Origin of the sequence: Roseicella sp. DB1501, from assembly GCF_013112485.1 — a bacterium.
Taxonomy (GTDB): Bacteria; Pseudomonadota; Alphaproteobacteria; order Acetobacterales; family Acetobacteraceae; genus Paracraurococcus.
This window is the reverse complement of record NZ_JABFHG010000026.1, coordinates 1-26,839: the sequence shown is the minus strand read 5'-3', so window position 1 is coordinate 26,839 and position 26,839 is coordinate 1. Positions and strand designations below refer to the sequence as shown.

Genomic DNA, 26,839 nt, shown 5'->3' with positions numbered 1-26,839 from the left:
TCGTGCCCTTCCGACCGTCATAAGAACCCGCTCCGAGCGGTTCCGCCACGTCAGCTTCGTCCGTCATGCCCGCTATCTCGGCAGGCAAGCCCGGGCATCTCAAGGCCACTGATGGCTGACGCTTACGATCGGCCGACAGCAGGATGATGTTCGCTCGCTGCACATGCTTGAGGGGACAGTTTCGGTCACCAAGGATCGCAGCCAAGCGGGCGCGGTCCTCAGATCCAACGATGACGCTGACGGTCTGGGCCATGTCCAGAGAATTCCACCACAGCGCCTCTCTGTGAATCCTCCGTCTGGTTCAGTGCACTAGGCTGCGGCCGCCACTCCGCCGCGCTCTGCCGCAGTTCCTGCCGCTGCACGGACGTGAGTTCGACCATCGTCCTCTCGCGCAGGGCCGCCAGTCCCCTGTCGCTAGAGCACTTTCCGTGAATCCTGTTGGACGGAAAAGGCTCTGGCCTCCGTAGGGGCGCCCGCCTTCCGCGTACTAATCCCGAGGGATCCGCCGAACGGTGGTTAGAAGAACACCGTGTCCTGGTGCCCGTCGTCGTAGACGGTGGTCTGCGCCGTGGGCTGTACGTGGTGGACCTTGTGCTCCAGGCTTGGATGCCGGTCTGGTCCCAGTCGGTGTCGACGCGGGTGCCGTCGTCGTACCACACGGTCCGGGTGTCGAGCCGACCCTGGGCGTCGGTCACGGTGGTGATCTGGGCCCAGGACTGCGCGTTCGCGGTGTCGTAGACGGTCGACGTGGTCATCTTTCCCCAACGCAAGGGCCCGGAGGTGCTAGGGCCGAGGTGCAATGCCATTATGACTCCGTCATGAAACGAAATCAACCTCAGATATTTGAGAGGAAAGTAAATTTAATCATGCGTTGCAATCTTCGGACGCTGTGCTAGTGGTTTGATCGGCGTTGACGATTCCCATGCTGGCCCGGACCTGCAAGTCTGGGCGCATGAGGGAAGGCATTGAGGTCCGGCTTCGGCCGGGCGACCGGGAGCGGCTCGAAGGCGTGGTCGCCAATCGCAAGAGCCCGCAGCACCATGTGTGGCGGGCGGGGATCGTGCTGATGACCGCGGACGGCGCGGGCACCATGGCGATCCGGGTGGCGACCGGCAAAGGCAAACCCACGATCTGGCGCTGGCAGGCGCGCTACATGCAGGACGGCGCAGACGGGCTGTTCCGGGACGCTCCGCGGGGCCACGCTTTCGCCGCCGCCTCGCCCGAGCAGGTTGCCGCTGTCGTCGAGCGCACCCTGCACGAGGACCCGCCTGCGGCGACGCACTGGACGTTGCGCTCGATGGCGAAGGCGATTCGACGCATGCGTCGAACCCTGGCGCCGTCCACCATCCACCGCAACTGGCGCGAGCACGAGCTGCAGCCGCACCGGGTCGAGACCTTCAAGCTCTCCAATGACCCGAAGTTCGTCGAGAAGGTCCGCGACATCGTCGGGCTCTACGTCAATCCGCCCGAGCACGCCCTGGTGCTGTCCGTGGACGAGAAGAGCCAGATCCAGGCGCTCGACCGCACCCAGCCGGGACTGCCGATGAAGCGCGGCCGGGGCGCGACCATGACGCACGACTACAAGCGCCACGGCACGACGACGCTGTTCGTCGCGCTCGACGTAAAGGCGGGCACGGTGATCGGCCAGTGCATGCTCCGCCACCGCGCCGCCGAATTCATCCGCTTCCTGCGGCTGATCGACAAGCAGACGCCGGCCGAACTCGACCTGCACCTGATCCTCGACAACTACGCCGCCCACAAAACCGAGGCCGTGAAGCGCTGGCTGGCCTGCCATCCCCGCTTCCACGTCCACTTCACGCCGACCTCGGCCTCGTGGATCAACGCCGTCGAGGGCCTGTTCGCCACCCTGACCAAGCGCCGTCTGAAGCGTGGCGTCTTCCGCTCCGTCATCGAGCTGAACCAGGCCATCCGCGACTACCTCGACGCCCACAACGCCGACCCGAAGCCCTTCCGCTGGACCGCGCCCGCCGACACCATCATCGGCAAGCACCAGCGCGGGAAACGTCTGCTGGAATCAATCCACTAGCCGGGACATTCGAACCTAAAGTTTTCTTAATTTCGCAAGACCAGGGCAGGGTCGACCTTGGCCGCGCCCCGTTGTTTGACGAAGCGCAAAGAACCGCACGGCAGTCTGCTGCATAGACAAAAGAAGATGGTGATCAGCACACCGTTCGATCCGCGAAACCCTAGGCCAGGAGCCGTCAGAGAGGGACAAGCAGTGCAGATGCCGCAGGCTTCTGAGAAAAGACGCTCCATCTCTAATCGCGCATCGCTTGGCCCTGCCCGAGGTGGATGCACCCAGGCGGCAACGATCATATCTAACATAACTTAATCAAAATATGTTTTGCACTTATGGTCGCCAGCCTCAAACTGGCATGTTGGCTTCGGGTAGCACGATAAGGCGCTCTAGTATTTAGACCGCAACCTTTTCGCCTTTGGAGTAAGTCGGAGGGGACATTATGGAAGAGCGGCTGACAAAAAATGCCACTCGAAACATTTTTTATGGTGGCTCGGCTTTCTTGCTGGCCGTGTTTGTCGCACTGACGCTTCACACGCATGTCTACATGACACGCACGAGCGCTCCCTCCTCGGCGATGTCAGGAGGCGTGGTACGCGGCAAGGAAGTTTGGGAGCGCAACTCCTGCATCAACTGTCACACGCTGCTCGGCGAAGGGGCGTATTTCGCGCCGGAGCTCGGCAATGTTTGGAAGCGCTACGGCGGTGACCAGGATCGCGAGGGAGCACGCAGTATGCTCGCCGCCTGGATGGCATCGCAACCCAGCGGTGTGCCCGGTCGGCGGCAGATGCCGCAATTCCATCTGACCGAGCAGGAGGTGAGCGACCTCGCCGACTTCCTCGAATTCGTCAGCAAGATCAACACCCAGGGCTGGCCGCCCAACCAGTCGGGTTGAGGGGGAGGACGCCAGAATGAAATATGCCAGCCAAAGGGTCGCCCATGTATACTTTGCGGGCGCCATGGCCCTCTTCGTCGTGCAGCTTCTCTTCGGCCTGCTCGTGGCCATGGTCTATACCATGCCGAATTTCCTGGCGGAGATAGTACCCTTCAACATCCTCCGCATGATCCACACCAACGCCCTTGTCGTGTGGCTGCTGATGGGCTTCTTCGGGGCCGCCTATTACCTGGTGCCGGAGGAGGCGGAGCGCGACATCACCAGCCCGCTGCTCGCCTATGTCCAGTTCGGCCTGCTCCTGGTCGGCGCCCTGGCCGCGGTCGGCGGCTACCTGCTCGGCATCCATGGCGGGCGAGAGTTCCTGGAGCAGCCGCTCTGGATCAAGTGGGCGATCGTCGTCGTCGCGCTGATCTTCCTCTTCAACATCGGCAGCACGATCCTGCGCGGCCGCCGCACCGCGGTGACCAGCGTCCTCATGCTGGGGATGGTCGGCATCGCGGTGTTCTGGTTCTTCGCCATATGGGACCCGGCGAACATCGCCGTGGACAAGCTTTATTGGTGGTACGTTATCCACCTCTGGGTGGAAGGCGTGTGGGAGCTGGTGATGGCCTCCATCCTTGCCTTCCTGGTCATCAAGATGACCGGTGTGGACCGCGAGGTGGTGGAGAAATGGCTCTACGGCATCGTTGGCCTCGCCCTCTTCTCCGGCCTGCTCGGCACCGGGCATCACTATTATTGGATTGGTGCGCCGGGCTACTGGCAATGGGTGGGCAACATCTTCTCGACGCTGGAAATCGCGCCCTTCTTCGCCATGGTGATCTTTGCCTTCACCATGGTCTGGCGCGGCCGCCGCGACCACCCGAACAAGGCGGCGATGCTCTGGTCGCTCGGCTGCACCGTCGGTGCCTTCTTCGGCGCCGGCATCTGGGGCTTCCTGCACACGCTAAGCTGGGTGAACTACTACAGCCACGGCACGCAGATCACCGCGGCACACGGGCACCTCGCCTTCTATGGCGCCTACGCGATGATCAACCTGGCGGTCATCACCTACGCCATGCCCTACCTGCGCGGGGTACAGCCCTACAATCAGGTGCTCAACATGTGGAGCTTCTGGATCACCACCTCGGCCGTGGTCTTCATGGCGGTCACCCTGACCTTCGGCGGCGTCGTGCAGGTTCACCTGCAGCGGGTGATGGGGATGACCTACATGGAGGCGCAAGACCAGATCGCGCTCTTCTACTGGATGCGGCTCGGCGCTGGCTGCTTCGTGCTGCTCGGCGCGCTGCTCTTCGTCTGGTCCATCTTCGGCCCGGCGCGGGTGGAGCGCCCGGCGCACATGGCCGCCGAGCCGCAGCCCGCCGAATGAGCGCGGCGGCAACGGGGGCGGCGAAGCAAGCCGTCCCCTACTACGCCCCGACCGGTGACGAATGCGCGCTCTTCGAGCACGCCTTCCATCACCGCCTGCCGCTCCTGCTGAAAGGGCCGACCGGCTGCGGCAAGACCCGCTTCGTCGCCCACATGGCCGCCCGGCTCGGGCGGCCGCTCTTCACCGTGGCCTGCCACGACGACCTCACCGCGGCTGATCTCACGGGTCGCTACCTGCTCCAGGGCGGCGATACGGTCTGGACCGACGGCCCGCTGACCCGCGCGGTGCGGCAGGGCGGCATCTGCTACCTCGACGAGGTGGTGGAGGCGCGCAAGGACGTCACCGTCGTCCTGCACCCCCTGACCGACGATCGCCGCATCCTGCCGCTCGAGCGCACGGGGGAGCTCCTCCAGGCCCCCCGGGAGTTCATGCTCGTTGTCTCCTACAACCCGGGCTACCAGAACGTGCTGAAAGGGCTGAAGCCCAGCACGCGTCAGCGTTTCCTCGCCCTGGATTTCGGCTTCCCGCCGCCCGAAGCGGAGGCGGCCATCGTCGCCACGGAGAGCGGCCTGCCGCGCGAACGCTGCGTGCCGCTGGTGCGACTGGCCCGCGCGCTGCGCGACCTCAAGGGCCAGGACCTGGAGGAGGGCGTCTCCACTCGGCTTCTGGTCTACTGCGCCACGCTGATCGCCGCCGGGATGAAGCCCGAGCGCGCCATCCGCGCTGCGATGATCGAGCCCCTGACCGACGAGCCCGATATCCGGCAAGCGCTGCTGCGCGTCGCCGAGATCACGCTGGGCTAGCGCCATGGGCTGGAGCTTCGAGCCGGAGGAGAGCGTCGGCCAGCACTGGCATAGGCTGGTCGGCGGCGCCCATTCCTGGCCCCATCACCCGGCGGCCGCCGTGCGGCTGGATGAGGTCCGGACCCGTCTCGGCATCCTGTTCCGTGCCCTTGGCGGGCCGGGCGGGGTGCAGCTTGCGGCGGGCGAGGCGAGCCTCTCCCGGCATCGCCTGGGGTTGCGTGCCCGGCTCGGCCTCGGCGACGCGGAGCGGCTCGACATCGCGCGCTTCGATGGCGCGACGCTGCACCTGCCCCCCGTCATCGACCTGCTGTCCGATCGCGCAGCGAACGGAGCTCTCTACGAATGGCTGACCGCCTGGTTCGCCGTCGCGCAAGCGCCTTTGCCGCCCGGTCCCGACCCCCTGCGGCGGGATGCGGGACGCCTGCGGGCGGCGCGGGCCCAGACGGCCAGGTTGCTCGCGGCGCTCCCCGGACTGCGCCCGCTGCACCACGATCTCGCCGCAGCCCTGCTCGCGGCGCGCCCGGCCCGCCGCCTCTCCGGCGACGAGGCCGCGGTGGAGGCGGCGGTGCGCGCCTCGCTCGGCGACCCGTCGCCGCTGCCGCCGGCTGCCGCCGCGCTGCTCGACCCTGATGTTCCGCTCGACGGCGTCCGCGCCGGCCGCGGCTACCGCCCCTTCCTGCCTGTGCCGCTCTGGGGTGAGGTGGAGGCGCCCGCGCCGAGCGCGGCGCGCGAGGCGGCCGGGCAGGAGGAGAGCAGCGGCGCGGCGGCCGAGGCGGGCGGGCGCCGCCGCCGGGCCCGCCGCCGCGAGGCCGATCAGGCGCGCCGGCGCGACCCGCTGCTGCTGAACCGCTTCGAAACCATCTTCGGACTCGCCGAGATGATGAATCTCGCCCGCGCTGTTGAGGATGACGATGAGGCGGGCGCCCGTCAGGCCGCCGAGGACCTGGACGAGATCGGCATCGGCGAGCACCAACGCCACGCCGCAACGCGGCTGAGGATGGAACTCGACCTGCCGCCCATCCTGGCGGCGGAAGGGGCGCTGGCGGCGGCGCCGGAGAGCTTCACCTATCCGGAGTGGGACCACCGCAGCGGCCGCTATAGGCCGGCGCATTGCCGGGTGCTCGCGGAACCGGCGCCGGAGGACGCCTTGCCAGGCGAGGACTGGCGCCCGGACGAGGCGGCCCAGCGCCGCATCCGCCGCGTGCGGCGGCAGTTCGAGGCGCTGCGTCCGCGCCGCCAGCTGCTGCACGGCCAGCCGGATGGGGAGGAGTTTGACCTCTCGGCCCTGGTGCGCAGCCTCGCCGACTGCCGGGCCGGCGCGCCGGGCACCGATCGGGTGCACAGCGCGACGCGCAGCCTCCGGCGCGACCTGTCGGTGCTGGTGCTGGTGGATGTCTCGCTCTCCACCGATGCCTGGGTCTCGGATTGGCGGGTGCTGGATGTGGAGCGGGAAGCGTTGCTCGCCCTCGTCGGCGGGCTGGACGCCTGCGGCGACGAGCACGCGGTGCTCACCTTCACCTCCCGCCGGCGCGACGCGGTCTGGCTGCGCATGGTCAAGGATTTCGACGAGCGGCTGGCCGCGCCGGTGGTCCGTCGCATCCGGGCGCTGCGCCCCGGCCACTACACCCGGATGGGCGCCGCGGTCCGGCACGCGGCGCATCTGCTGGCGCAGCGCCCGCGCAGCCACCGGCTCCTGCTGCTGCTGACCGACGGCAAGCCGAACGACGCCGACCACTATGAGGGCCGCTACGCGATCGAGGACACCCGCATGGCCATCCGCGAGGCGCGCCGGGCCGGCTGCAAGGTCTTCGGCATCACCGTGGACCGCGAGGCGCGGGACTATGTCCCTTATCTCTTCGGGCCCGGCGGCTACGCGATCTTCCCGGACATCGGCCGGCTACCAATGGCGCTGCCGGCGATCTACCGGCAGGTCACCGGCTGAACCATGGCCAAACGCAGGAGGACACCAGGATGATGAGACGGACCACCCTCCTGCTCGCGGGCACCGCCGCGCTGGCGGGAGGCGCAGCGGGCGCGCAGACTCGGATCACGCCTGACCCCACGCCGCGCCTGCCGCCTCAGCCCGGCCAGGGCATGGCCATCGCGGACCTGCGCGCGCTCCAGCGCGCCGCCCTGTTCTGCGAGGCGCAGGCCGAAGCCGGGCAAATCGGGGCACAGCGGGCCGCCGCGCCGGCCGTGCGGCAACTCGCCCAATCCATCGCTGCGGACCATGACCGCTTCCGCCAGGACATCGCCGCCCTTGCCGCCGAGCGGCGACTGGACCTGCCGAACCGGGCCGCGGCGCGTGTCCAGGACCCCTCCCTCGACACCCTGCGCCAGGCATCCGGGGACGGCTTCGACCGAGCCTTCCTGGCGCGCCAGCTCGGGCTCTACCGGCCGATGGCGGAGCTGTTCCAGACCATGGCCTCGAACTCGCCCGACCCGGCCCTGCAGCACCTCGGCATCAGCGTGCTCGCCGCCGTGCGGGCGCATTTCGAAACCGCGCGGAAGCTCGGCGAACCGATGGGCCTGCGCGCCGAGACCGTCGAGAACCCGCCGCAGTACTGATCGGCTGCGGCGCCACCTGGCCGCCGCCATACCTTCCCGGGGGTCACGGCACGCCGGCCCTGAGGACGAGAAGGCCGCATGTCACGCAGCATCACCCGACTGGCAGCCCTGCTGCTCGCCTCCGGCCCGGCCCTGGCGCAGCAGGCGGGCGCCCCGGCCGCCGGAGAGCGCGTCGCCGGTCAGTGCCGTGCCTGCCACGCCGTCAATGCCGTCGGCCGCAACGGGGTTGGCCCCAACCTGCATGGCGTGGCGGGGCGTAAGGCCGCCTCGGTCGAGGGCTTCCGCTATCCCAACGCCATGAAGGAGAAGGGCGTAAGCGTCGTCCTGACCTTCCCATTACCCACATATCTGCTGCATGAGGCCGCCTGATAGCGAAACGGCATCACAGGATAAGCGGAAGAATCGGATTCCAGGCGCCGTTGAAAGCTCAGCCCGGCTTCTGGTCCGGACGTGGTTGCAGCAGCATCAACCCGTGCGCGGCAAGAAAGAGGCAGAAGGCGATGATCCAGAGCGCGCCGGCAGCGGCGTAAGGCTGCATGTTCGGCAGCAGGCTTGGTCCGAAGGATCTCAGCGCTGCGGCCAAGGGCAGTAGCAGCCAGGCGGTCACCACTGCGCGCGATGCTTGCAGCGAATGTCCGGTGTGGCCGAGCGTCGCGCGCGGCATCACCGCCAGGATCATCAGCCCGATCGCGCCGATACCCTGGAGGTGCAGCCAGTTCGCCGCCCATCCCGCGCCCGCGAGCAGGTGGACAGCCTTCACCGCCAGGGCAACCGGCAGCATGAGGTAAGCCAGGTGCAGCACCCACAGGATCGGCTGGCCTAGTGTCCGCAGGCCTCGCCAGCAGGAGAGTCGCAGCAACGCCAACACCGCTGCGACGGCCGCCGTCGTCCCGGCCAGCAATCCGGCGGGTGCCGCCAGGTCCACCACCGCCACCGCCATCAGCGCCGCGACCCCCGCGGCATCCACGCCCGGCAAGGTCCGCGGCTCCGCCTCCTGACCCGCCTTCCTGAGCGCGTTGCGGGTAAAGGCTGGGATGATGCGTCCGCCAATTAGACCTACCAGGGCTAGGGCGATGTTGAGCGAAAGCAACTCGCCGCTTTCGAAGGTGCCGTCGCACCATCCCGCCGCCTCGCCCAGCATGAGGACGTCCCCCGCCCAGAAGGCGAGGATCAGCGCGGGCGGCCCGAACAGGCGCGGCTGCGCAGCTCGCGCAACGGCCGGGAGCACGGTCATAAGCAATACCGGTAGCGGCAATAGCGCGACCACGGCAGCAACCGGCACAGGCACCTGGGAGCCGGGCAGCAGGACTACTCGCGCCACGACGAACAGAGCCGCCAGCAGCGCCAAGGGCGCGCCCGAATAGGCAGGGCGGCCCGTCCAGTTCGGGATGGCGGTGAGCAGGAAGCCGGACAGGGCGGCACCGATGAAGCCCGCCAACATCTCGTGTCCATGCCAGCGGGGGCTCGGCAAAGGCCCGTCCGGCAGCCCGCCTCCATGCAGCGCCCAAAGCCACAATACGACCGCGACGACGGCCCAGATGGCGCAGAGCAAGAAAAACGGCCGCAAGCCCTGGCGGAAGAGCGCGAATCCGCCAGGGGCCACGACATCCGGCGGAATGTCGCTTGCGCTCATGACGGATTCACCCAACAGGAAGCGGCTTTGGCTTCGACCGTGCGGGCATCCTGCGGCGGTGGAGCGTCATCGCCCGGACGAGTAAGCGTCCCCGCAGGCGCGACGCCGCTGAACACCGACCGGAGCGCCGGCATCTAGGGTCTCACAGCCTGAAGCATCCGCCGGGCCGCCCCGAGCCGCTGCTGGAGCTGCGGTAATATCTCCCCGGCAAACCGCTTCATTCCCTCGTCTGCGCCGTGCTCGGCGGTCTCGTAGCTTTGGATCTCCTGCTCCAGCGCCTGGACCTGAACCTCCGCGTAGCGGCGGCTGAGCGCGAGATAGTCAAGTGGCTCAAGGTTCTCGAGAACCACCCTGTGCTCGAACTCCTCCTTCGGGGGCTGCAGGCCGCGCTCCTGTGCGACGGCGCGCAGGCGGTCCAGTTGCGTCCCGCGGAACCGCGCCATATCGCCGGCGAATGCCTTGACCTCGGGCCGTGTGTCCCGGGTGGCGGCGAGCGTCGAGGCGCGCTCCTGCAGCACGGCCGAGCTGTAGGCGAAGCCGAGGAACCGCCCGGCATCGAAGGGCGGAGGCCCGGCCGTTCCCTGGGCCGTGGCGGGCGATCCGCGCCCGTATAGGGCAGGCAGCGCCGCCGCCATGGCAAGCAGCAGCGGCCTCCGCCCGGTCCCGGTGGATGTGGCTACTGCCATCCGGGAACGCCGGTCATGTCCGGCAGCCTGTGGGCGATGCCCTTGTGGCAGTCGATGCATGTCCGCTCCCCCGTGAACAGGAATCTCTCATGCGCCGACGCCGCGCGCGGGTTCTGCTTCGAGACGTCCATCGACACGGCGGAGTGGCAGTTGCGGCATTCCAGCGAATCATTGGCCTTCATGCGCGCCCATTCGCTCTCGGCCAGGTGCCGCCGGAGATCGAGGAATTTGTCCCGCGTGTCGATCGAGCCGAAGATATGACCCCAGACCTCCTTCGAGGCCTGCATCTTCCGGGCGATCTTCCGCGTCCACTCATGCGGCACGTGGCAATCCGGGCAGCCGGCCCGGACGCCCGAGCGGTTGGTGAAGTGGATGGTGCCCTGCAGCTCCTCAAAGACGTTGCTTCGCATCTCGTGGCAGCCGATGCAGAATTCGGTACGGTTCGTCGCCTCGAGCGCCGTGTTGAAGCCGCCCCAGAAGACCACACCGGCGATGAAGCCGCCGAGCGTGAGGAAGGCGAGGCTGAAGCTGGTGGCGGGCGAGGTCGCCACCCGGACCAGCCGCAGGCTCCAAAACCAGTTCCACAGGCGGCGGATGGGTCCCGGCCGGCGCGGCGGCGCCGTGGCCCCGCCGCCGCCCATCGGGGAGGAGGTCTTCGCTGTCCCGGACATCAGCGGTTGCTCCGGCCGCCTGGCTGACGCTCGGGCTCGGTCAGCGCGTCCATGTCGACGAAGCGGTTCTCCACCAGCGGCCGCGCCTCGGTCTGCGGGACATGGCAGGCAAGGCAGGCATAGCGCCGCGGCGCCAGGCCGCCGAGCGTGTTGCCCTCGCGGTCCTGGTAATGCGTCACCGAGATCATCGGCGCCTGGCTCTGCTCGGTGAAGCGCCGCGCATGGCAGGACATGCACTTGTTGGCGTGCAGGTCGAGCGCATAGCCCTCGATCGAATGCGGGATCAGCGGCGGCTGGTCCGGGTAATTCCGCCGAACCCGCACGTCGTTGGTGATGGCGCGCTGCATCGGTGGCGCGGGCTGCTCCACCGTGAAGGGGTCCGGCCCTCGCAGGCGCGGCGCGTCCTGCGCCAGCAGCGTCCCGGCGGCGAGGCAGGCCATGCCGACCATCGTACCGACCAGCAGGCGGGGCCGCATCACCGCGGCCCTCCGCGGGCATCAGGCTCCGAGGGCTGCGGCGGCGCCGCCTGCACCGCAGCCGCAACCACCTTCACCGCGCATTTCTTGTAGTCGGTCTGCTTAGAGATCGGGTCGGTGGCATCCAGCGTCACCTTGTTGATGAGCTGGCTGGCATCGAAGAAGGGCACGAAGACCACTCCCCGCGGCACCTTGTTGCGCCCCCTGGTCTCGACGCGGCTGCGGATCTCGCCGCGCCGCGAGGCGATCCTCACCTCCTGGCCGCGGCGCAGGCCGCGCTTCTGCGCGTCCTCGGGATGCATGAACAGCACGGCGCCGGGGAAGGCCTTGTAGAGCTCGGGCACCCGCAGGGTCATCGAGCCGGAATGCCAGTGCTCCAGCACCCGGCCGGTCACCAGCCACAGGTCGTATTCCTGATCGGGTGATTCCGCGGGCGGCTCGTAGGGCGCGCCCATGATGTTCGCCCGCTTGTCCGGATTGCCGTAAAATTGGAGCCCGGCCCCCTTCTCCACATAGGGGTCGTAGCCCTCGCGGTAGCGCCAGCGCGTCTCCTTGCCGTCCACCACCGGCCAGCGCAGGCCGCGCGCCTCGTGATAGGTGTCGAATGGCGCGAGGTCGTGGCCGTGGCCACGGCCGAAGGAGGCGTATTCCTCGAACAACCCCTTCTGGACGTAGAAGCCGAGCGCCTTCGACTCGCGATTCTCGTAGCCCGCCGCGATGTCGCTCAGCGGGAAGCGGTCCACCTGGCCGTTGCGGAACAGCACGTCGAAGAGCGTCTTGCCCCGGTACTCCGGAGCCTTCGCCAGGATCTCGGCGGGCCAGACCTCATCGGTGGTGAAGCGCTTCGAGAACTCCATCAGCTGCCAGAGGTCGGAGCGGGCATCGCCCGGCGCGTTCACCAACTGATGCCAGAAATGCGTCCGCCGCTCGGCATTGCCGTAGGCGCCCTCCTTCTCCACCCACATCGCGGTGGGCAGAACGATGTCGGCCGCCATGGCCGTGACCGTCGGATAGGGGTCGGAGCAGACGATGAGGTTCAGCGGGTTGCGGTAGCCCGGATAGGTCTCGTTGCTGGTGTTCGGCGCCGTCTGGAGGTTGTTGTTGCACATGATCCAGTAGGCGTTGAGCTTGCCGTCCTTCAGCATCCGGTCCTGCTCGACGGCGTGGTAGCCAACCTTCCCCGGCAGCAGCCCCTCCGGCAGCTTCCACAAATGCTCCGCATGCTTGCGGTGCTCGGGGTTGGCCACCTGCATGTCGGCGGGCAGACGGTGCGAGAAGGTCCCGACCTCGCGCGCCGTGCCGCAGGCGGAAGGCTGGCCGGTGAGCGAGAAGGGACTGTTGCCTGGCTCGGCGATCTTACCGGTCAGCAGATGGAGGTTGTAGATCATGTGGTTCGCCCAGACGCCGCGGACGTGCTGGTTGAAGCCCATGGTCCAGAGCGACATGACCTTGGTCTTCGGATCGGCATAGAGCTTCGCCAGGGCCTCGAGCTGGGTCTTCGGCACGCCCGAGAGCTCATGCGCCCGGTCCAGTGTGTAGTTGGAGACGAGGCGGGCATAGGCCTCGAAATCGGAAGGGTGGGAGACCTGGGCGTCGTTTGCGTGCTGGGCACGCTGCTCCAGCACATTCTCGGGCCGCAACCCGTAGCCGATATCGGTATTGGCCATGCGGAAGTTGACGTGCCGGTCCACGAACTCCCGGTTCACCGCGCCGGAGCGGATGATGTGGTTGGCGATGTAGTTCATGATCGCCAGGTCGGAGCCGGGCCTGAAGATGACGGCCGCGTCGGAGAGGTCGGACGTCCGGTGCTCATAGGTCGAGAGGGTGTGGATGCGGACATGCTCGGCGCTGAGACGGCGATCAGTTATCCTGGTCCAGAGGATCGGGTGCATCTCCGCCATGTTCGAGCCCCAGAGCACGAAGGCGTCGGCATTCTCGAAATCGTCGTAGCAGCCCATCGGCTCATCCATGCCGAAGGTGCGGATGAAGGTGACGGCGGCGGACGCCATGCAATGCCGGGCGTTCGGGTCGAGATTGTTGGAGCGGAAGCCGGCCCGCATCAGCTTCGAGGCGGCGTAGCCCTCCCAGAGTGTCCACTGGCCGGAGCCGAACATCCCCACGGCCTCCGGCCCCTTCTCCCGCAGCACCTTCTTCCAGTGCGCCGCCATGGTGTCGAAGGCCTGGTCCCAGGAGACGGGCTGCAGCTCGCCCTCCTTGTCGAACCGCCCATTGCGCATCCGCATGAGGGGCTGCGTCAGGCGATCCGAGCCGTACATGATCTTCGAAAGGAAGTAGCCCTTCACGCAGTTGAGGCCACGATTGACCTCGGCGCGCATGTCGCCATGGGTGGCGACCACGCGCCCGTCCTTCACGCCCACCATGACGCCGCAGCCGGTGCCGCAGAAGCGGCAGGGCGCCTTGTCCCATTTCAGACGCAGCTCCTCGCCGAGCGGGATGTTCTGCGCCTGCGTAGGCAGAGTGACGTTGGCTGCCGCCGCGGCCGCGGCGGCAGCCTGGGCCCTGATCAGGTCACGACGCGAGAGATCCATGTCTGCAGCCCCCGGTGCTGGCTTCGCTGGAATGCGCTGGCTCGAACTGATGGAAGACGAGGGTGGCGGCGAGCACGCCGCTGATGAGCTGGACCTGGTTCAGGCGCTCGACGATCTCGCCTTCGGTCGCCGTCTCAAGTGTGACGACGAGCTTTCCCTCCGGCACGCCGCCATGGACCTGCATGTCGTCCATGGCGCTCAGGGCCGCGGCGATCTCGGCCGCGCGCTCCTTGCGGCAGAGGATGACGAGACTGGAGACGTGGAATTCCTCAGGCACGCGACGGCTCCCTGGCCTCCGGCGCCACGAGGGTGATGGCCGAGGCCGGGCAGACCGGGATGCAGTCCGCACAGCCCGTGCAGGCTTCGGCTTCGACACGCGGGATGGCACCGCCACGGACGAGGGAGAAGCGGATCGCCCCGGTGAGGCAGGCATCCCGACAACTCATGCAGGCGATGCCGCGAAGGGCGAGGCAGGAGCGCGCTAACGCGGCAACCGGCCGCTGATCGACGATGACGGGCCTGCCAAGCAGCAGGCCGCGTCGCCCCGGATTTGCGGGAAGGGCCATGGCTGCCCTCTTCACACCGGGCCCGGAGGGCCGGTGAACAGGTAGTACATCCAGACGACGAAGCCCCAGCCCGCCACCACGCCCACCGCGATGAAAGGCCAGATCAGGACGGCAAGAAGAAGGAACGCGAAACCTTCGCGCCGCCGACGCAGCGGCGCTGCCTCAGCGAGCATCTCGGTGGCTCTTGCATCCAATTGGTTACCCCTCCCCACCGATGGTCAACTCACACAAGTGGTGCCGGTCCGCGGACCTACTGAGCGTGCGTGATGCCGGGTCGCAGCAAAACCTCATGGTGGGACTGGTTGAACAGGTCCCAGGCGGCTTCTTTCTGGAACATCCGCTCGTACATGCGCCGAGTTATGACGAGCCCACGCGCCTCGAGAACGGGAAAGCTGGCCTTGACCAGCGCAATAGTGTGGCGGCTGATCTCGGTCGGCATAGGTGCGTCTCCTTCCTCCTGTCCGAAGGCGCCAAGTCGTCCGGACCTGCTCGCGCAACGCGCCTTTTTCCGCCCGCTGTTTCCGTCCGGGCAGACTATGCAGGCACCCTCCTCGCTGCTCTTTGCGTTCGATCAAACAGCGGGGCGCCGAGAAGGCGCGGGGCGCGCATCAGCAGGTATTGTCAAGGGAACGTGAACATCAGTCTCCCGCGGTAACTGCCCTAAGTCCCTTCTCGTTCCGGATGACAACTCGCTGCCTCCCGCCGGCGACAAGGCCGCTGCGCTCCCACATGCGCAACGTCCGGCTGACGGTATGGAGCGTCGTACCCGCCATCTCGGCGATGTCCTGCCTGGAGAGCGGGAAGCTGACCTCCATGCCTTCCCCGACCGGTTGCCCGGCTTGGGTCACGAGGCGCAGAAGCACCCGGGCGATGCGGCGTTCGACGGGCTCCGTTGCGAACTCTCGTGACCGATGCAACATCTCCTCGGTCCGGCCACCGACCATCTCGAGGGCATTCGCGGAGATCCTCGGATACCGCTCCATCAACTCGCCGACCGCCGTCGTGGGCCAGGTGAGAAGCCGGCTGTCCACAATCGCCGTGGCCGTGGCCGGATAGGGGGTCCGGCGGAAGACTGCGACGCAACCGGGCACGTCGCCCGGCTCCATGATCCGGATCGTGAGGGGTGCGCCACTCCCGGTCACATGTCCGATCTTCACCCATCCCTTCGTCACGAGATGCAGGTGCGTTGGCTCGCCGCCCTGCCGAAACACGGCCTGCCTGGCCCGAACCAGGCGCGGTGTCGCCCTGGCTGCGATGACCTCGAGGGCATCGGGCGCCAAACCGCCGAACAGCCCCGTGCGGCTCAAAAAGTCCAAGTCGTCCTGCAGCGGCATGGCGCGTTTCTCTCCGGTTCCGCCTGGATCGCCTCGCTCCGTCGCCGAACTCGGACAAGGCATCGAGGGAGGTGAACGAAGGCGCCGTCGGTCCCAAATCGGCGGGCATGGCTCTTGGCAAGGATGCCGCTGCCCGGAGAGCCGTACAGCCCCCTCCTGACAATCGCAGGGGCTCGCCTTCAGCACGCCGCATCGACGATGCCCGCGTTCAGGCATGGCTGAGATGAAGGTCGCAGCCCGCATTGCGCGCGAAGGAGTTCTTACCCGCAGGTCCAGGGCGCGTCGGCTTCGTATTGATCCCGGTCGCTGAGCCTCAGAGTTGTGACCGCCCGGATGCCCTCACTCCGTCCTCGGTGGCGAACCCTTGCCACCAGTTTCCAAGTTGGCCCCGCGGCGCTGAAATGCAGCCGGTGGCGGTGCCCCACGCCATCTCAGCCGGTTGCCACAGCATGCCGCAGGCCGGCGAGCGCGGTCCACAGCCAGAGCCTTCCGCGCCACCTGCACTGCCGACTTCGACATCGCCAGTTCCCGGCCTTCGCCGGAAGGCGTCCAAGCCATTCAGGACAGGGCACAGTTCCAACGGAGCATCCCTGGCTCCAAATCGGAATCTTGCTACAAGTTGGCGTCAGGTTTGACCTGCCGGGTGCTGAAGCTGCTCCAGGTACTTGGCGATCGTGGCGGCGTCCTGGGCGGCACATGCGACATAGCCATCTGGCCGAATCAGCCAAATTGCCCCAGGGCGGAAGGCTGGTCGGATCTCTGGGCCAGTCAGGCCATCGAAGCGCTTCAGCAAGTCGGCCGTGGCCGCCGTCGGCTCAGCGAACAGCGCGAAACGTGGCGCACCGCTCGATCCGACCGGAACCTGCCCGGCGGCTGGCAATACCCGCTCGCCTGGAGCTGGCCCACCGTGCAGCTGCGGCCCGTTCAGCGGGCTGTCGGGATAGCCGATCGAGACCTCTGTCATGGTGTCGGCGACAGTATGCCGGACAGCGGCGAGGCCCAGCATCGCGTGCCCGATCGTGTTCCGCACGGCCTGGGCGACCGGGTTGTGCAGCGTCCCCACCGCCGTCAGGCGGCCCGTTGCCTTCAGCACCTCATCACCGACACGGCTGCGCTCCGGGCTGTAGCTGTCGAGCAGATGCTCCCCACAGGTGCCGCGGACCACCAGGGCCAGCTTCCAGGCAAGATTGAAGGCGTCCTGCATGCCGGTGTTCATGCCCTGCCCGCCGGCGGGGCTATGGATGTGCGCCGCGTCGCCAGCGAGAAAGACCTGGCCCCAGCGATAGCTGGCAACCTTCCGGCCGTTGATGCGGAAGCCCGCCAGCCAGATTGGATCAGAGGCTACCAGGTCCGGCGGCCCGCGCCGGTCCATCACCTCCTGCACCTCCTCCAACGTTGGGCTGGGCGAGTGGTCTGCACCAGAGGCCGGCATGTCGGCGATCACGCGGTAGCGGCCCGGAGAGATGGGGAAGAAGATCAGGACGCCGTCCCGGTGCCAGTAGACCGCAATCTCACTGTCCGGGAATGGATATCCGCGCATGTGGATGTCGGCTAGCATCCAGTCGCTGTTCAGCGTCTCACCGACAAAGGGGGCGCCAAGGCCGTGGCGTACGGCGCTGTGTGCTCCGTCGCAGCCAACCATCCACGCTGCTGAAGTCATTTCCTCTTGTCCGTCGGCATGCCGTAGCACGGCCTCGACACCGTCCTCGCCGACGGTGAAGGAAGCAAGCTCGACGCAGCGCTCGACAGTGACGCCTGCGCTGCTCAGCCGCTCCTCGAGCAGTCGCTCGGTCTCGGACTGCGGCAGCATGAGCCCATAGGGATAGGGGCTCCGCACCTCGCCCATGCCGACGCGGCCGATCACCCGATCGCTGGCGACCATGTTTACCGCCTCGGCCCTGAATCCGGCCGCGACGAAGGGAGCTGCGCCGCTGTTCCCACCCCGGTCGAGCAGTTCGAGGGTCCGGCTCCACAGCACCAGGGCCTTCGACTTGTCCGTCCGTGTCGCCGCCTTATCGACGATGCGGACGGGCACGCCGTAGCGCGCGAGTTCGGAAGCCAAGGTCAGGCCGACTGGACCGGCGCCGACCACGAGAATGGGTTTGGTCATGGATGTCCTCCGGGTTGCAGTGCAGCTTTGCGCTTGGCTGCAACCAGCTTGCATGATCAAAGACGGCTAGGAAGCCTGGTTGCACAGACCCGCAGGGAGTGACGTCTCTCGGATCGTCCCGCTCATCCCATTTGGTTGTCCGAGGGACGGAGCGGCGGACCCAGGAACTCCATTCCCCACCGCGCGCCGAAGGCGTTGAGCACGGCGCGCTCGGGAACTCCGGCCTGCATCACCGTCCCGAGCTCCGTGAAGAAAGCTGCGGCGTCGAGACCCGGCAGGATCATCACCAGCTGCCGTGCCGGACGGTCCGTGACATTGACAAAGGCGTGCTCGGCGCCGCCAGGCACGCTGACGACGTCGCCGACCTCGGCCGAGAAACGCCGTCCATCCACCTCGTAGAGGTAGCGTCCCTCAAGGACGCGGAAGACCTCCACCTCCCGGTGACGGTGGCGCGGCGGACCGAAGCCTGGCGCATTTACGGTCTCGATCACGGTGAGCGCGCCATCGCTCGCACTGGGCGGCAGACGCACAAAGAGCTCGAGACCGATCGCCGGAATGGAGATCGGCGCATCCGCCCCACGCGAATGCCAGAAGCTGAAGGCCATTGAACTCCTCCTGTGGCGAAGGTTAGCAGTCCGCGAGCGCGGGCAGGAGGCCGCCGACATCCGAAGGATAGCCGGCGGCGACGAGCTGTCGCCGCTTGGCCGCGAAATAGGCTTGCACCCAGGCGAAGCGCTCACCGTCGCGGGGTGTCCCGACTGCCTCCGCGATGGCGGCAAGGCTGATAGGATGCCCGGCTGCGCCCCAGTTGCCCTCCGTCACTTCATCGATGACCACCAGCACGCTGCGGCCCATGCCTTCGATTGCGGCCTGGCCGGTGGCGGCAAGGATGGCGGCGTTGACCCAGGCATGGACCTCCGCCTTGTGGCTCGCGCTCATGTAGCCCTCGGGCACTGTCACATGGACGAGGAAGGCTCCCGGCGGATGGACAAAGCGATTGTCGGCGCTTCCGCCGATCCACCAGTCGCCGGCCGGCACCGGCGTGAAGACCACCCAGGCGAAGCCGCGTCCGCCCTCGGTGTCCGCGCCTCCCTCCATGGCGATCAACACCTCGGTCAGGCGCTGCGCCAAGTCCCGCTTCTGCGACGGGGAGAGCGCCGCCTCAGGATGGGTCACCTGCATGATCGGCATGGAAGCGGCCTCACATCGCGGTTTCAACGAGGAGCAGGTCAGCCGGTCCTGCGCCGGTCTCGATGCGGATCGTCTCGGCGCCCGTGATGCCGGCGCTATCGCGGCGACGGAGGACGAGATCCTCGCAGGCCGCCTCGCCCTCGACAACAAAGGTGTACACGCCATGGGCCGGTGAGGCAGGGTGGTACTCGAAGATGCCCGCTTGGTCTGTGATGAGGCGCGAGACACGAATCTGCTGCGGGATCGGGATGGCGCCAGGCTCGGGCCCGATGAGTTGGACGAGGCGGTTGCCCTGCGTCGCTCGATCGAAATGCCCGAGCTGATAGCCGGGCTGGTGATAGAGCGCGTCCGGCACCATCCAGAGATAGATGGCGTTCATGTTGTCCGCGCGGATATTGACCTCGCAGTGCTGGCCACCGGAGCCGGCCGAGAAGGCGTAGAAGTCGTCGCGGCCGAGTTCGTCGATGTGGCCAAGCGTGTTAAGATGTGTCAGCCGACCGTCGAGAACGAAGGCGCAGATGATGAAGTTGTGGTGCGGGTGCATGCTGTAGCCGGTGCCTGCACCGGTGAACACTTCATCGCCGAAGACGCGGATGTGGCCGAAGCCGGCCCGTCCTGACTGATACTCATGGAAATTGAAGCTGGAATGCCGGGTTATGAACCCGTCCGGATGGCCGCTGACATAAGTTGGGTTGTCCTTGGCAGTCAGCCGGTCGAAACCGCGCTCGGCGGCGCGGATCACGAAGGTCTCGGTCATCGGGCGTGTCCTTGCAGGGATCGTCGTCACGGGACGAGGCCAGAGGCCTCGGCCTCGGATGCGTAGGGAAGCTGGACCATCTCGAAGGCATGCTTCGGGGTGCCGCAATCGGGGCAGGCCCAATCCTCGGGGATGTCGCGCCAGCGGGTGCCGGGAGGGATGCCGTGCTCGGGCAGGCCGAGGGCCTCGTCGTAGGAGAAGCCGCAGCCGAGGCAGAGCCAGCGCAGCAGGGGGTCGGAGGGCATGGTGAGCTCCTGGGATACACGGATAGTGCGGGAAGCGTAGTGTGTGGCCTACTACAGTAACGCACTACTATGGCACGTGACACGGTAGCGCAAGAGCTTTATGAAGTGCCCCGCCTCATTCCCTTGGAGCAGGCCCTGAATGGATGACCTCCGCGCCGCCGAGCCTTTCACCACCAGCTTGCGCGACGTCGTGCTGCAGCGCGTGCGCTCCGACATCGTCTCCGGCCATGCGGCGCCGGGAACCATGTTCTCGGTGCCGAGCCTCGCCGAGGAACTCGGCATCTCGACCACCCCGGTGCGAGAGGCGCTGCTGGAGCTGAGCCATAGCGGCCTGATCACACCGGTCCGCAATCGGGGGTTCCGCGTCGAGGAGACGACGCTCGAGCAACTGCACGACCTCTTCGCCCTGCGCGAGTTGCTCGAGCGGCACGCCATGACGACGCTCGCGGAGCGTCGCCTCACCGACGCAGCCGAGCTGCATACCCTGGCCGATGCTGTCGCCGATACCGTCGCCCGAGAAGACGGGCGCGGCTACATCCAGGCCGACCGCGCCTTCCACCAGGCCTTGATCGCGCGGGCCGGCAATCCGCTGCTGACCAAGATGGCGATGGATCTGCGCGATGGCATGCGGCTCTACGGCCTCGGCTCCGCCGCGGGGCGGCAGCGCCAGGAGGCCTCGATCCAGGAGCACAAGCAGCTCATCGCGCTTGCCGAGGCGGGCGACAAAGACGGCATAGCGTCGCTGATCAGCCGGCACATCCTGGATTGGGAACCGATCTTCACCGCGGCGCTCAACGACCGGCTCACGGGACCCAACCTCCGTAGCCGGCGTCGCTGATCCATGCGACTGTAGCAGCTCTGCTGAGATGACTATCAGTTGTCTGATGCAGTGAGCTTCTCTGCTCATGCGCGAACACTGCGAGGCGGAGCACCTTCGGACGCAGTGCAGCATAGACGCCGATTGGTGGAGACCAGTAGGCTTCCAGTGACGTGGAGCAGAGCGAGCGACCGGTACGATTCTACAGGCGCCGCGATGTGCATTGTCATCGAATGCTTGCGATAAGGAGGCCTGGAATGACCTCTATATGTTGGTGGCTGTACGTCAGCGTAGCGCTTGCCATCTCGATGTTGTGGCCGCGCATGGCCCTGGCCGAGAACGCTTCGGTTTCGCCCTACAACACCAGCCGCGTCCTGGCGCAGCAGGACAATGCCTGCCCCGCCGACCTGAATGACTGCCGGATCGTCCGGCTCGAGCCTCGTTCGGTTAATCCAGGCAAGTCGGTCGTGATCCCGATGCAGTGCCCCGCAGGCTATCCGTATCCGGTGGGCTGGGATGCCCGCAGGCACGAGCATATCTCGATCGGCCTGGTACCCGGTCGGCCTGACGGCCGCGTCCCACGCCTGGTCGTCGGCAACAATGCCGATGAGCCCGGCAACGTCACCATCTTTCTCGGCTGCGCACGGCAGGACCACCGCGCAACCGCCATGCCGCAATTGCTCAGCGCGGTGCCGACGAACCGCGCCGCACTGCGCCAGAGCCAATGAGTAGGGGAAGATCATGATGCGCCATTCGGTCGCTAGCCTGCTTCTCCTCGGCTTGCTCATCCTGGTCCAAGCAGGGCCTGCAGAGGCTCAGCTCGGCAGCTCGAGCGATCCCTGCTCAGGCATCCCGAACTGCGTGCTCCAGCCGCAGCCGACCATCAACTTCGGCGCTGACGACACCAAAGGCTGGGCTTTCTACTGCACCGGCGACAACCCCTATTATTGGGGCGGCTACTATGCCGGCGACTACAATCGCTGGAAGCAGGACAACAATTGCTTCACTACGTCGGAGAATAACGCGGGGGAAGTCGGCGACCCGAGCAAGCTCGACGTCACCATCACCAATTGGTGCGCCAAGAAGGAGGGCTACAACATCTCCCTAGCCTGCTCCGCCGTGCCGCCGCCTGACTACGAGCCGGCCTGCAGCTCGGGCAATTGGGGCCAGCCGGTCTTCAAGGACCCGGGCTGCCCGCAGAGCAATATCAAGAACACCTGCAACGGGCTGCAGACCCAGTTCTGCTTCCAGTCCTGGACGGAGCAATGCACCACCACGAACGTGCAATGGTACTGCACGCTCGACATCTATCTCGACCTCACAACCTGCAGCCCCTGCGCGAACTGAAGGGCCGCCTTTGAGCGGCGGCGCGGCTGGGCCGAACTGGTCAATAATGGCAACGTGTACTGGAGCGGCCTGAGCGCACCGGGGCCGGGCGAAGCGTTGCGCAAAACGCCTGCACTACACCGTTAAGGTGACCGCCTTGATGACCTCGGCCTATCTCATAGTTTCCGCGACAGTAAGCCTGTCGGAGTTCCGTGGCGTGTCGAGCATCGTCATCCAACTGGGTTCGGCGGACCGTGCTCGCAGCCAGGGCATGGAGGCCGGCGCGCGGGTACACTATCTGCCACGGCCGGATCTGCCTGACGAACAAGGTTGCCGAGCACGCCCTGCGTGACATCGCCCTGGGGCGGAAGTCATGGCTGTTTGCCGGCTCCGACCGGGGTGACGAGCGTGCTGCGGCGATGTATTCGATGAACGTCACCGCCAAGCTGAGCGACATCGTCCCGCGCACCTGGCTCTGGGTAAGCGTTGCGGCGGTGGCACATTGCGAAGCGGGCCAGCCTTATGATCGAAGGCGGTCATGGGCAAGACGCAGACGCCGCCAACCGACGCTGAGGGCGCTCCTACGATCACTCATATGAGTGTGCGTGCGAAGTCGGTGGAGGCAATCACCGGCGCCGTGTGAGGCTCTCCCTGGCCGAGAGGCGTCGCAGATCGGGATCGTGCTGCCGGACGGGACAACACTGCGGGTCAGCTACCAACACCCATGGGTTAGACGACCGGTACGGCCTATGCCGTTCGTACCGCCGAGAAGCTCCGCGCCGAGGGACTGGCGGCCGGCCACCTCGTGGTATTCCTGCAGATCAACGCGCACAACAGCGACCTCTGCACTCGGGGCAGCGGGCCGGGCGCATTGAGCCGACAAGCGACAGCCTGGCGCTGATCGGTGAGGCGGTCGGGCAGAAAGGCAGCGGCGACCGAGAGCATGTCGAGGCTGGTCGCCGTCCGGCGGTAGCGCGGCGCCGGCGGCTCTGGCAAAGAACCACTCAACCGGCGCCCACGGGGGCTTGGTGTTTCCGGAGCAATCGAGCTCTGGGCTCGCCCCTGGCTGCGCAGGAGAACAAAGGACAATCCATGACCTGCGCCTCGCGCCGCCTACTGCTCGGCGGCCTCGCCGCCTCCCTCGCCGCTCCTGCCCTGGCCCAGCCGGCGCGGCCCGTCACCATCGTCGTGCCCTTCGCCCCTGGCGGCAGCACCGATGTCCTCGCCCGCCTCATGGCGGAGCGGATGACGGAGATCCTCGGTCAGAATGTCCTGGTGGAGAACCGCGCCGGCGGCAACACCATCGTCGGAGCCGACTATGTGGCCCACGCCCAGCCGGACGGCGCCACCCTGCTGATGGCCGCCGGCACGACGCTGACCATCAATCCCGTGGTGGTGAAGAACCTGCCCTATCAGGTCGAGGACTTCGCCCCGATCAGCCTGGCCACCACCTATCCCTTCGGGATCCTGGCGCAGAACCGCGGCCCGGCCGACATCCCGGCCTTCGTCGCCGCGGCCAAGGCGAAGCCGGGGCGGATCACCTACGGCACGAACGGCCCAACCACGCTCACCAACGTCGCCATGCTGCTGGTCTGCGACCGGCTTGGCATCCAGATGCAGGATGTCACCTATCGTGGCGACTCTGCCGCACTGAACGACTTCCTCGCCGGCAACCTCGACACCCTGGTGGTCGCCGGCAGCACCGCGGTGCCGGTGTTCCGCAACGGCCAGGGCCGGCTGCTGGCCTGGACGAGCAAGCAGCGCATGCCGCCCACCCCCGAGGTGCCGACCATCGCGGAGTTCGCGCCCGGCACCGAGGCGCTGAGTTGGTTCGGCCTGCTCGCCCCGGCCCGTACCCCGGCCGAACTGATGCAGAAGCTGAACGCCGCTGCCGTGGGTTCCCTGCGCGACCCGCGCATCCAGGAGCGGCTGAGCCGCGACGCACAGTTCATCGTGGGCAGCACGCCGGCCGAGTTCGCCCAGTTCTTGCGCGACCAGGATCGCCAATGGCGGCCGATCCTCAGCAAGCTCAACGTGCAAAACCAGTAGCGCCGCGCGCCCTATGGGCGGTTCGCCACCGAAGGGCTTCCTAATCGCGTGGTGGCAACGGCCCCTGCCGCACCATCACCGTGATGACATGATAGCCGTAGAGGCCATATTGGCTGCGCCGATTGGCGCAGACGAACACCACATGTCCGACGGTATGATGGAAGCAGGTGCGCAGCCGCGCTGTGCTCGGGTCGACCGGTTGCGATCGGAATATGCGCCGCATCTCGGCGCGGGCGGGCTGGGGATCGTCGGCGAGATAGGCGGCGATCGCTTCACCAGACAGCAACTCGCGGTGCCGCCGGATCATCCGCTCGATGGCGTGCCGCGTCACCGACACCACGAGTGCGCCGGCTGCGACCTCGGGATCGCGGAACTGGTCGCCGTTGGGGCTGTCTGACTTCGGCGCAAATGGCATGGCCCAGGCTAGACTGGCCATGCCTTGCCGTCGTGCGGCCCGGCCTGTCCAACGGCCCGGAAGGTCTGGCTCGCCGGGCCGGCCTGCACCGCCGCGTCCATCTGCTGCTTCGAGGCCACGGTCGGCTTTGATCCTGACCCCTGCGCTGGTCCGGGGGCTACGCAACTCGTCGGGCTTGTTGAGGCCGCTTGGCGAGCGCCCACTGGATCAAGTTCCATAGTACCCCATACGGCCGGTCGACGCATACGTCGACCGTTGTACTCCCTCCTCCAAACCTGGAGCCGTTCCCTCGCACCGGCTAGCGACAGGAATCAGGAAGCGTTCATCCCAGCCGCGTGTCTGGTTTGATGGAGTGCACTCCCCCAGATCAGCTAGCATTACAGTTGCATTTTTTCTGAGTTGATGCGTTGCTCTGTTTTGTCGCGGGGTGAGCCGATGAGCGGTGCATCGATCGAGACGACATTGGACCTGTGGGCGCGGGCGCTGCGGGATGCCAAGGCGCGGATGCGCCTTGTGTTCACGCAGGACCGGGTGGCGGCATCGGCGAGGCAGTTCCTGGATGGGCTGCTTGGACCCGAGCGGCGCAAAACGGGTTGGATGCGGGCCGAGGCGGCGGGTGATCCCGGTCCGTGGCGGCGGCAGGCCATCCTCGGTCGCGGCCATTGGGAGGCTGATGCACTGCGTGACATCGTGCGCGATTACGCGCTGGAGGCGCTGGCCGATCCGGATGCGGTACTGGTCATCGATGAGACCGGCTTTCTCAAGCAAGGCAAGGCATCCTGTGGCGTCGGGCGGCAGTACACCGGCTCGGCAGGCAAGATCACCAACTGTCAGATCGGGGTCTTCGCGGCCTATGCGTCGCGGCACGGGCACGCCTTCCTCGATCGTACCCTCTACCTGCCCAAGAGCTGGACCGACGCCCCGGCCCGGCTGGCAGCGGCGCATGTGCCGCCCGAGGTAGGCTTCGCCACCAAGCCGCGGCTGGCCAGGCGCATGGTCGAGCGTGCCATCGCGGCCGGGGTGCCGTTCGTCTGGGTGGCGGCGGACAGCGTCTACGGGGTGGGCGAGATCGAGATGACGCTGCGCCGGGCGGGCAAAGGCTACGTGCTCGGCGTTAACGCCACGCATGCCTTCAGTGCCTGGGTTGGCAAGCCGGAGGTCGCGGGGACCGCCGAAGCGATCGCGGCAGGCCTGGCGCCCTCCGCCTGGCATCGCTTGTCCGCCGGCAAGGACACGAAGGGGCCGCGGCTCTACGATTGGGCGTACTGCGAACTGGCCGATCTCGATGCAGACGAGTACCGGGAAGGTGCAACCGAAACCTGGACCCGTGGGCTACTCATCCGGCGCAGTCCCGCTGACGGCAACTGTGCCTACTTCACCACCTGGTGCCCAGCCGGGACCGCGATCGAGCGGCTGGCCGCAGTAGAGGGGCAACGCTGGACCATCGAGGACGCATTCGAGACCGCGAAAAGCGAACTTGGCCTCGATCACAACGAGAGCCGGTCGTGGCACGGCTGGCATCGCCACGTCTCGCTCGTCATGTTGGCCTTCGCCATGTTGGCGAGCATCCGCCACCAGGCCAACGCGCCGCCGCCCCAAAAAACGCTGATCCAACTGACGCGAGTACGCCGGATCTCATCCGCTGGTCAGTCCAAGAAATCCGCCGTGTCGCCGTGCGGCTCAAACAACGACGCATCCAGCCAGCCTACGTCATCGCCTGGTCGCTCTGGCGACGCGCCCACCAAGCGGCCGCGCGTCGCTCACACCTGAAGCGAAGTATGCAACTGTAATGCTAGGCTGCGTTGACAAACCTGAGCCAGTACCGGATTGAGGTGATCTCGACGAAAGCCATAAAGCTGGCGGCCATTTTGTCGTAGCGGGTGGCGACGCGGCGGGCATTCTTGATTTTGTTGAAGTAGCGTTCGATCCGGTTGCGCAGTCTGTACAGCGCATGATCGACGGTGAACTGGGCTTTTCGGCTCGATTTGGTCGGGATCATCGACAAGGTGCCGCGACACCAATCTGCGTAGCGGACGTCATCGGTGTCGTAGCCCTTGTTCCCCAGCCGAACGAGCGGGCGCTGCGGCACGCTGTTGCGAGTTCGACCGCCACCTTGGCATCGTAAGCGTCGTCCCTCGACTGCCTTGCGGCACGCTGGGCTGATCGGCTGACCTGCCTGGCTGCTGGGTGGAACGGAAGTCCGTTGTCGCCTGTAAGCCTAGAGCGTGTCCGTTGAACACCGGTTCACGATCTGAGTGACGGCGGAGACTGAGTGTGGTTCACCGTCTCCATTGGAGGGAGGCGGTGATGGCGCGGGCATACTCGGACGATCTTCGGGCCAGGG

At 66.9% G+C, this 26,839-nt stretch carries 28 protein-coding genes and 3 pseudogenes; 13 read left to right on the top strand and 18 right to left on the bottom strand.

Translation table 11 applies throughout. The features are described from left to right. Window positions 1-253: pseudogene (locus HJG45_RS29075) on the bottom strand (hypothetical protein); the annotation flags it as partial. Between the two features lie 699 nt (window positions 254-952). On the opposite strand from HJG45_RS29075, the gene HJG45_RS27600 reads away from it, so the two are divergent. The 7 genes from HJG45_RS27600 to HJG45_RS27570 all read left to right on the top strand — a co-directional run bounded on the left by HJG45_RS27600 (window position 953) and on the right by HJG45_RS27570 (window position 8,039). Continuing rightward, window positions 953-2,047 carry an IS630 family transposase gene (locus tag HJG45_RS27600; RefSeq protein ID WP_171617130.1) on the top strand — a complete coding sequence of 365 codons (1,095 nt, stop codon included), beginning with the start codon at window positions 953-955 and terminating at the stop codon, window positions 2,045-2,047. A gap of 433 nt (window positions 2,048-2,480) precedes the next feature. Further along, the gene (locus tag HJG45_RS27595) at window positions 2,481-2,933 is read left to right on the top strand and encodes a cytochrome c (RefSeq protein WP_171617129.1); all 453 of its coding nucleotides are present in this window, start codon (window positions 2,481-2,483) and stop codon (window positions 2,931-2,933) included. A 16-nt stretch (window positions 2,934-2,949) separates the two neighbouring features. Beyond that, window positions 2,950-4,299 (top strand): cbb3-type cytochrome c oxidase subunit I, encoded by a 1,350-nt coding sequence (locus HJG45_RS27590; protein WP_171617128.1) that lies wholly within the window; start codon window positions 2,950-2,952, stop codon window positions 4,297-4,299. After that, window positions 4,296-5,102 (top strand): CbbQ/NirQ/NorQ/GpvN family protein, encoded by an 807-nt coding sequence (locus HJG45_RS27585; RefSeq protein WP_171617127.1) that lies wholly within the window; start codon window positions 4,296-4,298, stop codon window positions 5,100-5,102. The genes HJG45_RS27590 and HJG45_RS27585 overlap by 4 nt, the downstream gene beginning before the upstream one ends. Window positions 5,103-5,106: 4 nt before the next feature. Continuing rightward, window positions 5,107-7,044 carry a nitric oxide reductase activation protein NorD gene (locus HJG45_RS27580; RefSeq protein ID WP_171617126.1) on the top strand — a complete coding sequence of 646 codons (1,938 nt, stop codon included), beginning with the start codon at window positions 5,107-5,109 and terminating at the stop codon, window positions 7,042-7,044. Window positions 7,045-7,073: 29 nt separating this feature from the next. Then, a complete protein-coding gene (locus HJG45_RS27575; RefSeq protein ID WP_171617125.1) occupies window positions 7,074-7,670 on the top strand; it encodes a DUF4142 domain-containing protein in 597 nt (198 codons plus the stop codon). Between the two features lie 78 nt (window positions 7,671-7,748). Next, window positions 7,749-8,039 carry a cytochrome c family protein gene (locus tag HJG45_RS27570; protein WP_171617124.1) on the top strand — a complete coding sequence of 97 codons (291 nt, stop codon included), beginning with the start codon at window positions 7,749-7,751 and terminating at the stop codon, window positions 8,037-8,039. 58 nt (window positions 8,040-8,097) lie between these two features. Here the strand turns inward: HJG45_RS27570 and HJG45_RS27565 are convergent, their stop codons facing one another. The 15 genes from HJG45_RS27565 to HJG45_RS27495 all read right to left on the bottom strand — a co-directional run bounded on the left by HJG45_RS27565 (window position 8,098) and on the right by HJG45_RS27495 (window position 19,888). Further along, window positions 8,098-9,303: an NnrS family protein gene (locus tag HJG45_RS27565; protein WP_171617123.1), complete on the bottom strand. Its 1,206-nt coding sequence runs from the start codon at window positions 9,301-9,303 to the stop codon at window positions 8,098-8,100. Between the two features lie 134 nt (window positions 9,304-9,437). Then, complete coding sequence (locus HJG45_RS27560) at window positions 9,438-9,938, bottom strand: DUF4142 domain-containing protein (protein ID WP_171617122.1); 501 nt, start codon at window positions 9,936-9,938, stop codon at window positions 9,438-9,440. A 41-nt stretch (window positions 9,939-9,979) separates the two neighbouring features. After that, the gene (locus tag HJG45_RS27555) at window positions 9,980-10,660 is read right to left on the bottom strand and encodes a NapC/NirT family cytochrome c (protein WP_254452847.1); all 681 of its coding nucleotides are present in this window, start codon (window positions 10,658-10,660) and stop codon (window positions 9,980-9,982) included. After that, window positions 10,660-11,136 carry a nitrate reductase cytochrome c-type subunit gene (locus tag HJG45_RS27550; RefSeq protein WP_171617131.1) on the bottom strand — a complete coding sequence of 159 codons (477 nt, stop codon included), beginning with the start codon at window positions 11,134-11,136 and terminating at the stop codon, window positions 10,660-10,662. Before HJG45_RS27550 ends, HJG45_RS27555 begins: the two co-directional genes overlap by 1 nt. Further along, entirely contained in the window at window positions 11,136-13,685 is a 2,550-nt protein-coding gene (gene napA / locus HJG45_RS27545) for a nitrate reductase catalytic subunit NapA (RefSeq protein WP_171617121.1), read from the bottom strand. Before napA ends, HJG45_RS27550 begins: the two co-directional genes overlap by 1 nt. Next, complete coding sequence (locus HJG45_RS27540) at window positions 13,666-13,962, bottom strand: chaperone NapD (protein WP_171617120.1); 297 nt, start codon at window positions 13,960-13,962, stop codon at window positions 13,666-13,668. The genes napA and HJG45_RS27540 overlap by 20 nt, the downstream gene beginning before the upstream one ends. After that, a complete protein-coding gene (locus tag HJG45_RS27535) occupies window positions 13,955-14,251 on the bottom strand; it encodes a 4Fe-4S dicluster domain-containing protein (RefSeq protein WP_171617119.1) in 297 nt (98 codons plus the stop codon). Before HJG45_RS27535 ends, HJG45_RS27540 begins: the two co-directional genes overlap by 8 nt. A gap of 11 nt (window positions 14,252-14,262) precedes the next feature. Next, window positions 14,263-14,424: a periplasmic nitrate reductase, NapE protein gene (locus tag HJG45_RS27530; protein ID WP_171617118.1), complete on the bottom strand. Its 162-nt coding sequence runs from the start codon at window positions 14,422-14,424 to the stop codon at window positions 14,263-14,265. Window positions 14,425-14,501: 77 nt separating this feature from the next. Further along, window positions 14,502-14,690, bottom strand: coding sequence for a hypothetical protein (locus HJG45_RS27525; protein ID WP_174890593.1), 189 nt, complete (start codon window positions 14,688-14,690; stop codon window positions 14,502-14,504). 199 nt (window positions 14,691-14,889) lie between these two features. Beyond that, a complete protein-coding gene (locus HJG45_RS27520; protein ID WP_171617117.1) occupies window positions 14,890-15,585 on the bottom strand; it encodes a Crp/Fnr family transcriptional regulator in 696 nt (231 codons plus the stop codon). A gap of 625 nt (window positions 15,586-16,210) precedes the next feature. After that, complete coding sequence (locus HJG45_RS27515) at window positions 16,211-17,695, bottom strand: FAD-dependent monooxygenase (RefSeq protein ID WP_171617116.1); 1,485 nt, start codon at window positions 17,693-17,695, stop codon at window positions 16,211-16,213. Window positions 17,696-17,817: 122 nt separating this feature from the next. Beyond that, on the bottom strand, window positions 17,818-18,300 hold the full coding sequence (locus HJG45_RS27510) for a cupin domain-containing protein (protein WP_171617115.1): 483 nt from the start codon (window positions 18,298-18,300) through the stop codon (window positions 17,818-17,820). A 22-nt stretch (window positions 18,301-18,322) separates the two neighbouring features. Next, a complete protein-coding gene (locus tag HJG45_RS27505; RefSeq protein WP_171617114.1) occupies window positions 18,323-18,886 on the bottom strand; it encodes a 4-oxalocrotonate tautomerase in 564 nt (187 codons plus the stop codon). 10 nt (window positions 18,887-18,896) lie between these two features. Further along, window positions 18,897-19,643, bottom strand: coding sequence for a pirin family protein (locus HJG45_RS27500; protein WP_171617113.1), 747 nt, complete (start codon window positions 19,641-19,643; stop codon window positions 18,897-18,899). Window positions 19,644-19,669: 26 nt separating this feature from the next. Further along, window positions 19,670-19,888: a rubredoxin gene (locus tag HJG45_RS27495; protein WP_171617112.1), complete on the bottom strand. Its 219-nt coding sequence runs from the start codon at window positions 19,886-19,888 to the stop codon at window positions 19,670-19,672. A 139-nt stretch (window positions 19,889-20,027) separates the two neighbouring features. On the opposite strand from HJG45_RS27495, the gene HJG45_RS27490 reads away from it, so the two are divergent. The 5 genes and pseudogenes from HJG45_RS27490 (at window position 20,028) to HJG45_RS27470 (ending at window position 24,080) form a co-directional block, all read left to right on the top strand. Continuing rightward, the gene (locus HJG45_RS27490; protein ID WP_171617110.1) at window positions 20,028-20,726 is read left to right on the top strand and encodes a GntR family transcriptional regulator; all 699 of its coding nucleotides are present in this window, start codon (window positions 20,028-20,030) and stop codon (window positions 20,724-20,726) included. Between the two features lie 236 nt (window positions 20,727-20,962). After that, entirely contained in the window at window positions 20,963-21,433 is a 471-nt protein-coding gene (locus tag HJG45_RS27485; protein ID WP_171617108.1) for a hypothetical protein, read from the top strand. Window positions 21,434-21,566: 133 nt separating this feature from the next. Beyond that, entirely contained in the window at window positions 21,567-22,052 is a 486-nt protein-coding gene (locus HJG45_RS27480; RefSeq protein WP_171617106.1) for a hypothetical protein, read from the top strand. A gap of 284 nt (window positions 22,053-22,336) precedes the next feature. Further along, a pseudogene (locus HJG45_RS27475) lies at window positions 22,337-22,507 on the top strand (transposase); the annotation flags it as partial. Window positions 22,508-23,123: 616 nt separating this feature from the next. Continuing rightward, window positions 23,124-24,080, top strand: a complete 957-nt coding sequence (locus tag HJG45_RS27470; RefSeq protein ID WP_171617104.1) for a tripartite tricarboxylate transporter substrate binding protein — start codon at window positions 23,124-23,126, stop codon at window positions 24,078-24,080. Between the two features lie 40 nt (window positions 24,081-24,120). On the opposite strand, the gene HJG45_RS27465 is transcribed toward HJG45_RS27470, so the two are convergent. Further along, window positions 24,121-24,516 carry a hypothetical protein gene (locus HJG45_RS27465; protein WP_171617102.1) on the bottom strand — a complete coding sequence of 132 codons (396 nt, stop codon included), beginning with the start codon at window positions 24,514-24,516 and terminating at the stop codon, window positions 24,121-24,123. Window positions 24,517-24,930: 414 nt separating this feature from the next. Between HJG45_RS27465 and HJG45_RS27460 the strand changes: the two are divergent. Then, window positions 24,931-26,112 (top strand): annotated as a pseudogene (locus HJG45_RS27460) (IS701 family transposase); the annotation flags it as partial. 175 nt (window positions 26,113-26,287) lie between these two features. Here HJG45_RS27460 and HJG45_RS27455 read toward each other — a convergent pair. Next, the gene (locus tag HJG45_RS27455) at window positions 26,288-26,584 is read right to left on the bottom strand and encodes a transposase (protein WP_171617100.1); all 297 of its coding nucleotides are present in this window, start codon (window positions 26,582-26,584) and stop codon (window positions 26,288-26,290) included. Window positions 26,585-26,839 lie beyond the last annotated feature (255 nt).

Bases quoted from the DNA above. Each gene is read 5' to 3' on its own strand.
- HJG45_RS27600 (WP_171617130.1), top strand. From the start codon at position 953: ATGAGGGAAGGCATTGAGGTCCGGCTTCGGCCGGGCGACCGGGAGCGG.
- HJG45_RS27595 (WP_171617129.1), top strand. From the start codon at position 2,481: ATGGAAGAGCGGCTGACAAAAAATGCCACTCGAAACATTTTTTATGGT.
- HJG45_RS27590 (WP_171617128.1), top strand. From the start codon at position 2,950: ATGAAATATGCCAGCCAAAGGGTCGCCCATGTATACTTTGCGGGCGCC.
- HJG45_RS27585 (WP_171617127.1), top strand. From the start codon at position 4,296: ATGAGCGCGGCGGCAACGGGGGCGGCGAAGCAAGCCGTCCCCTACTAC.
- HJG45_RS27580 (WP_171617126.1), top strand. From the start codon at position 5,107: ATGGGCTGGAGCTTCGAGCCGGAGGAGAGCGTCGGCCAGCACTGGCAT.
- HJG45_RS27575 (WP_171617125.1), top strand. From the start codon at position 7,074: ATGATGAGACGGACCACCCTCCTGCTCGCGGGCACCGCCGCGCTGGCG.
- HJG45_RS27570 (WP_171617124.1), top strand. From the start codon at position 7,749: ATGTCACGCAGCATCACCCGACTGGCAGCCCTGCTGCTCGCCTCCGGC.
- HJG45_RS27565 (WP_171617123.1), bottom strand. From the start codon at position 9,303: ATGAGCGCAAGCGACATTCCGCCGGATGTCGTGGCCCCTGGCGGATTC.
- HJG45_RS27560 (WP_171617122.1), bottom strand. From the start codon at position 9,938: ATGGCGGCGGCGCTGCCTGCCCTATACGGGCGCGGATCGCCCGCCACG.
- HJG45_RS27555 (WP_254452847.1), bottom strand. From the start codon at position 10,660: ATGTCCGGGACAGCGAAGACCTCCTCCCCGATGGGCGGCGGCGGGGCC.
- HJG45_RS27550 (WP_171617131.1), bottom strand. From the start codon at position 11,136: ATGCGGCCCCGCCTGCTGGTCGGTACGATGGTCGGCATGGCCTGCCTC.
- napA (WP_171617121.1), bottom strand. From the start codon at position 13,685: ATGGATCTCTCGCGTCGTGACCTGATCAGGGCCCAGGCTGCCGCCGCG.
- HJG45_RS27535 (WP_171617119.1), bottom strand. From the start codon at position 14,251: ATGGCCCTTCCCGCAAATCCGGGGCGACGCGGCCTGCTGCTTGGCAGG.
- HJG45_RS27530 (WP_171617118.1), bottom strand. From the start codon at position 14,424: ATGCTCGCTGAGGCAGCGCCGCTGCGTCGGCGGCGCGAAGGTTTCGCG.
- HJG45_RS27525 (WP_174890593.1), bottom strand. From the start codon at position 14,690: ATGCCGACCGAGATCAGCCGCCACACTATTGCGCTGGTCAAGGCCAGC.
- HJG45_RS27520 (WP_171617117.1), bottom strand. From the start codon at position 15,585: ATGCCGCTGCAGGACGACTTGGACTTTTTGAGCCGCACGGGGCTGTTC.
- HJG45_RS27515 (WP_171617116.1), bottom strand. From the start codon at position 17,695: ATGACCAAACCCATTCTCGTGGTCGGCGCCGGTCCAGTCGGCCTGACC.
- HJG45_RS27510 (WP_171617115.1), bottom strand. From the start codon at position 18,300: ATGGCCTTCAGCTTCTGGCATTCGCGTGGGGCGGATGCGCCGATCTCC.
- HJG45_RS27505 (WP_171617114.1), bottom strand. From the start codon at position 18,886: ATGCCGATCATGCAGGTGACCCATCCTGAGGCGGCGCTCTCCCCGTCG.
- HJG45_RS27500 (WP_171617113.1), bottom strand. From the start codon at position 19,643: ATGACCGAGACCTTCGTGATCCGCGCCGCCGAGCGCGGTTTCGACCGG.
- HJG45_RS27495 (WP_171617112.1), bottom strand. From the start codon at position 19,888: ATGCCCTCCGACCCCCTGCTGCGCTGGCTCTGCCTCGGCTGCGGCTTC.
- HJG45_RS27490 (WP_171617110.1), top strand. From the start codon at position 20,028: ATGGATGACCTCCGCGCCGCCGAGCCTTTCACCACCAGCTTGCGCGAC.
- HJG45_RS27485 (WP_171617108.1), top strand. From the start codon at position 20,963: ATGACCTCTATATGTTGGTGGCTGTACGTCAGCGTAGCGCTTGCCATC.
- HJG45_RS27470 (WP_171617104.1), top strand. From the start codon at position 23,124: ATGACCTGCGCCTCGCGCCGCCTACTGCTCGGCGGCCTCGCCGCCTCC.
- HJG45_RS27465 (WP_171617102.1), bottom strand. From the start codon at position 24,516: ATGGCCAGTCTAGCCTGGGCCATGCCATTTGCGCCGAAGTCAGACAGC.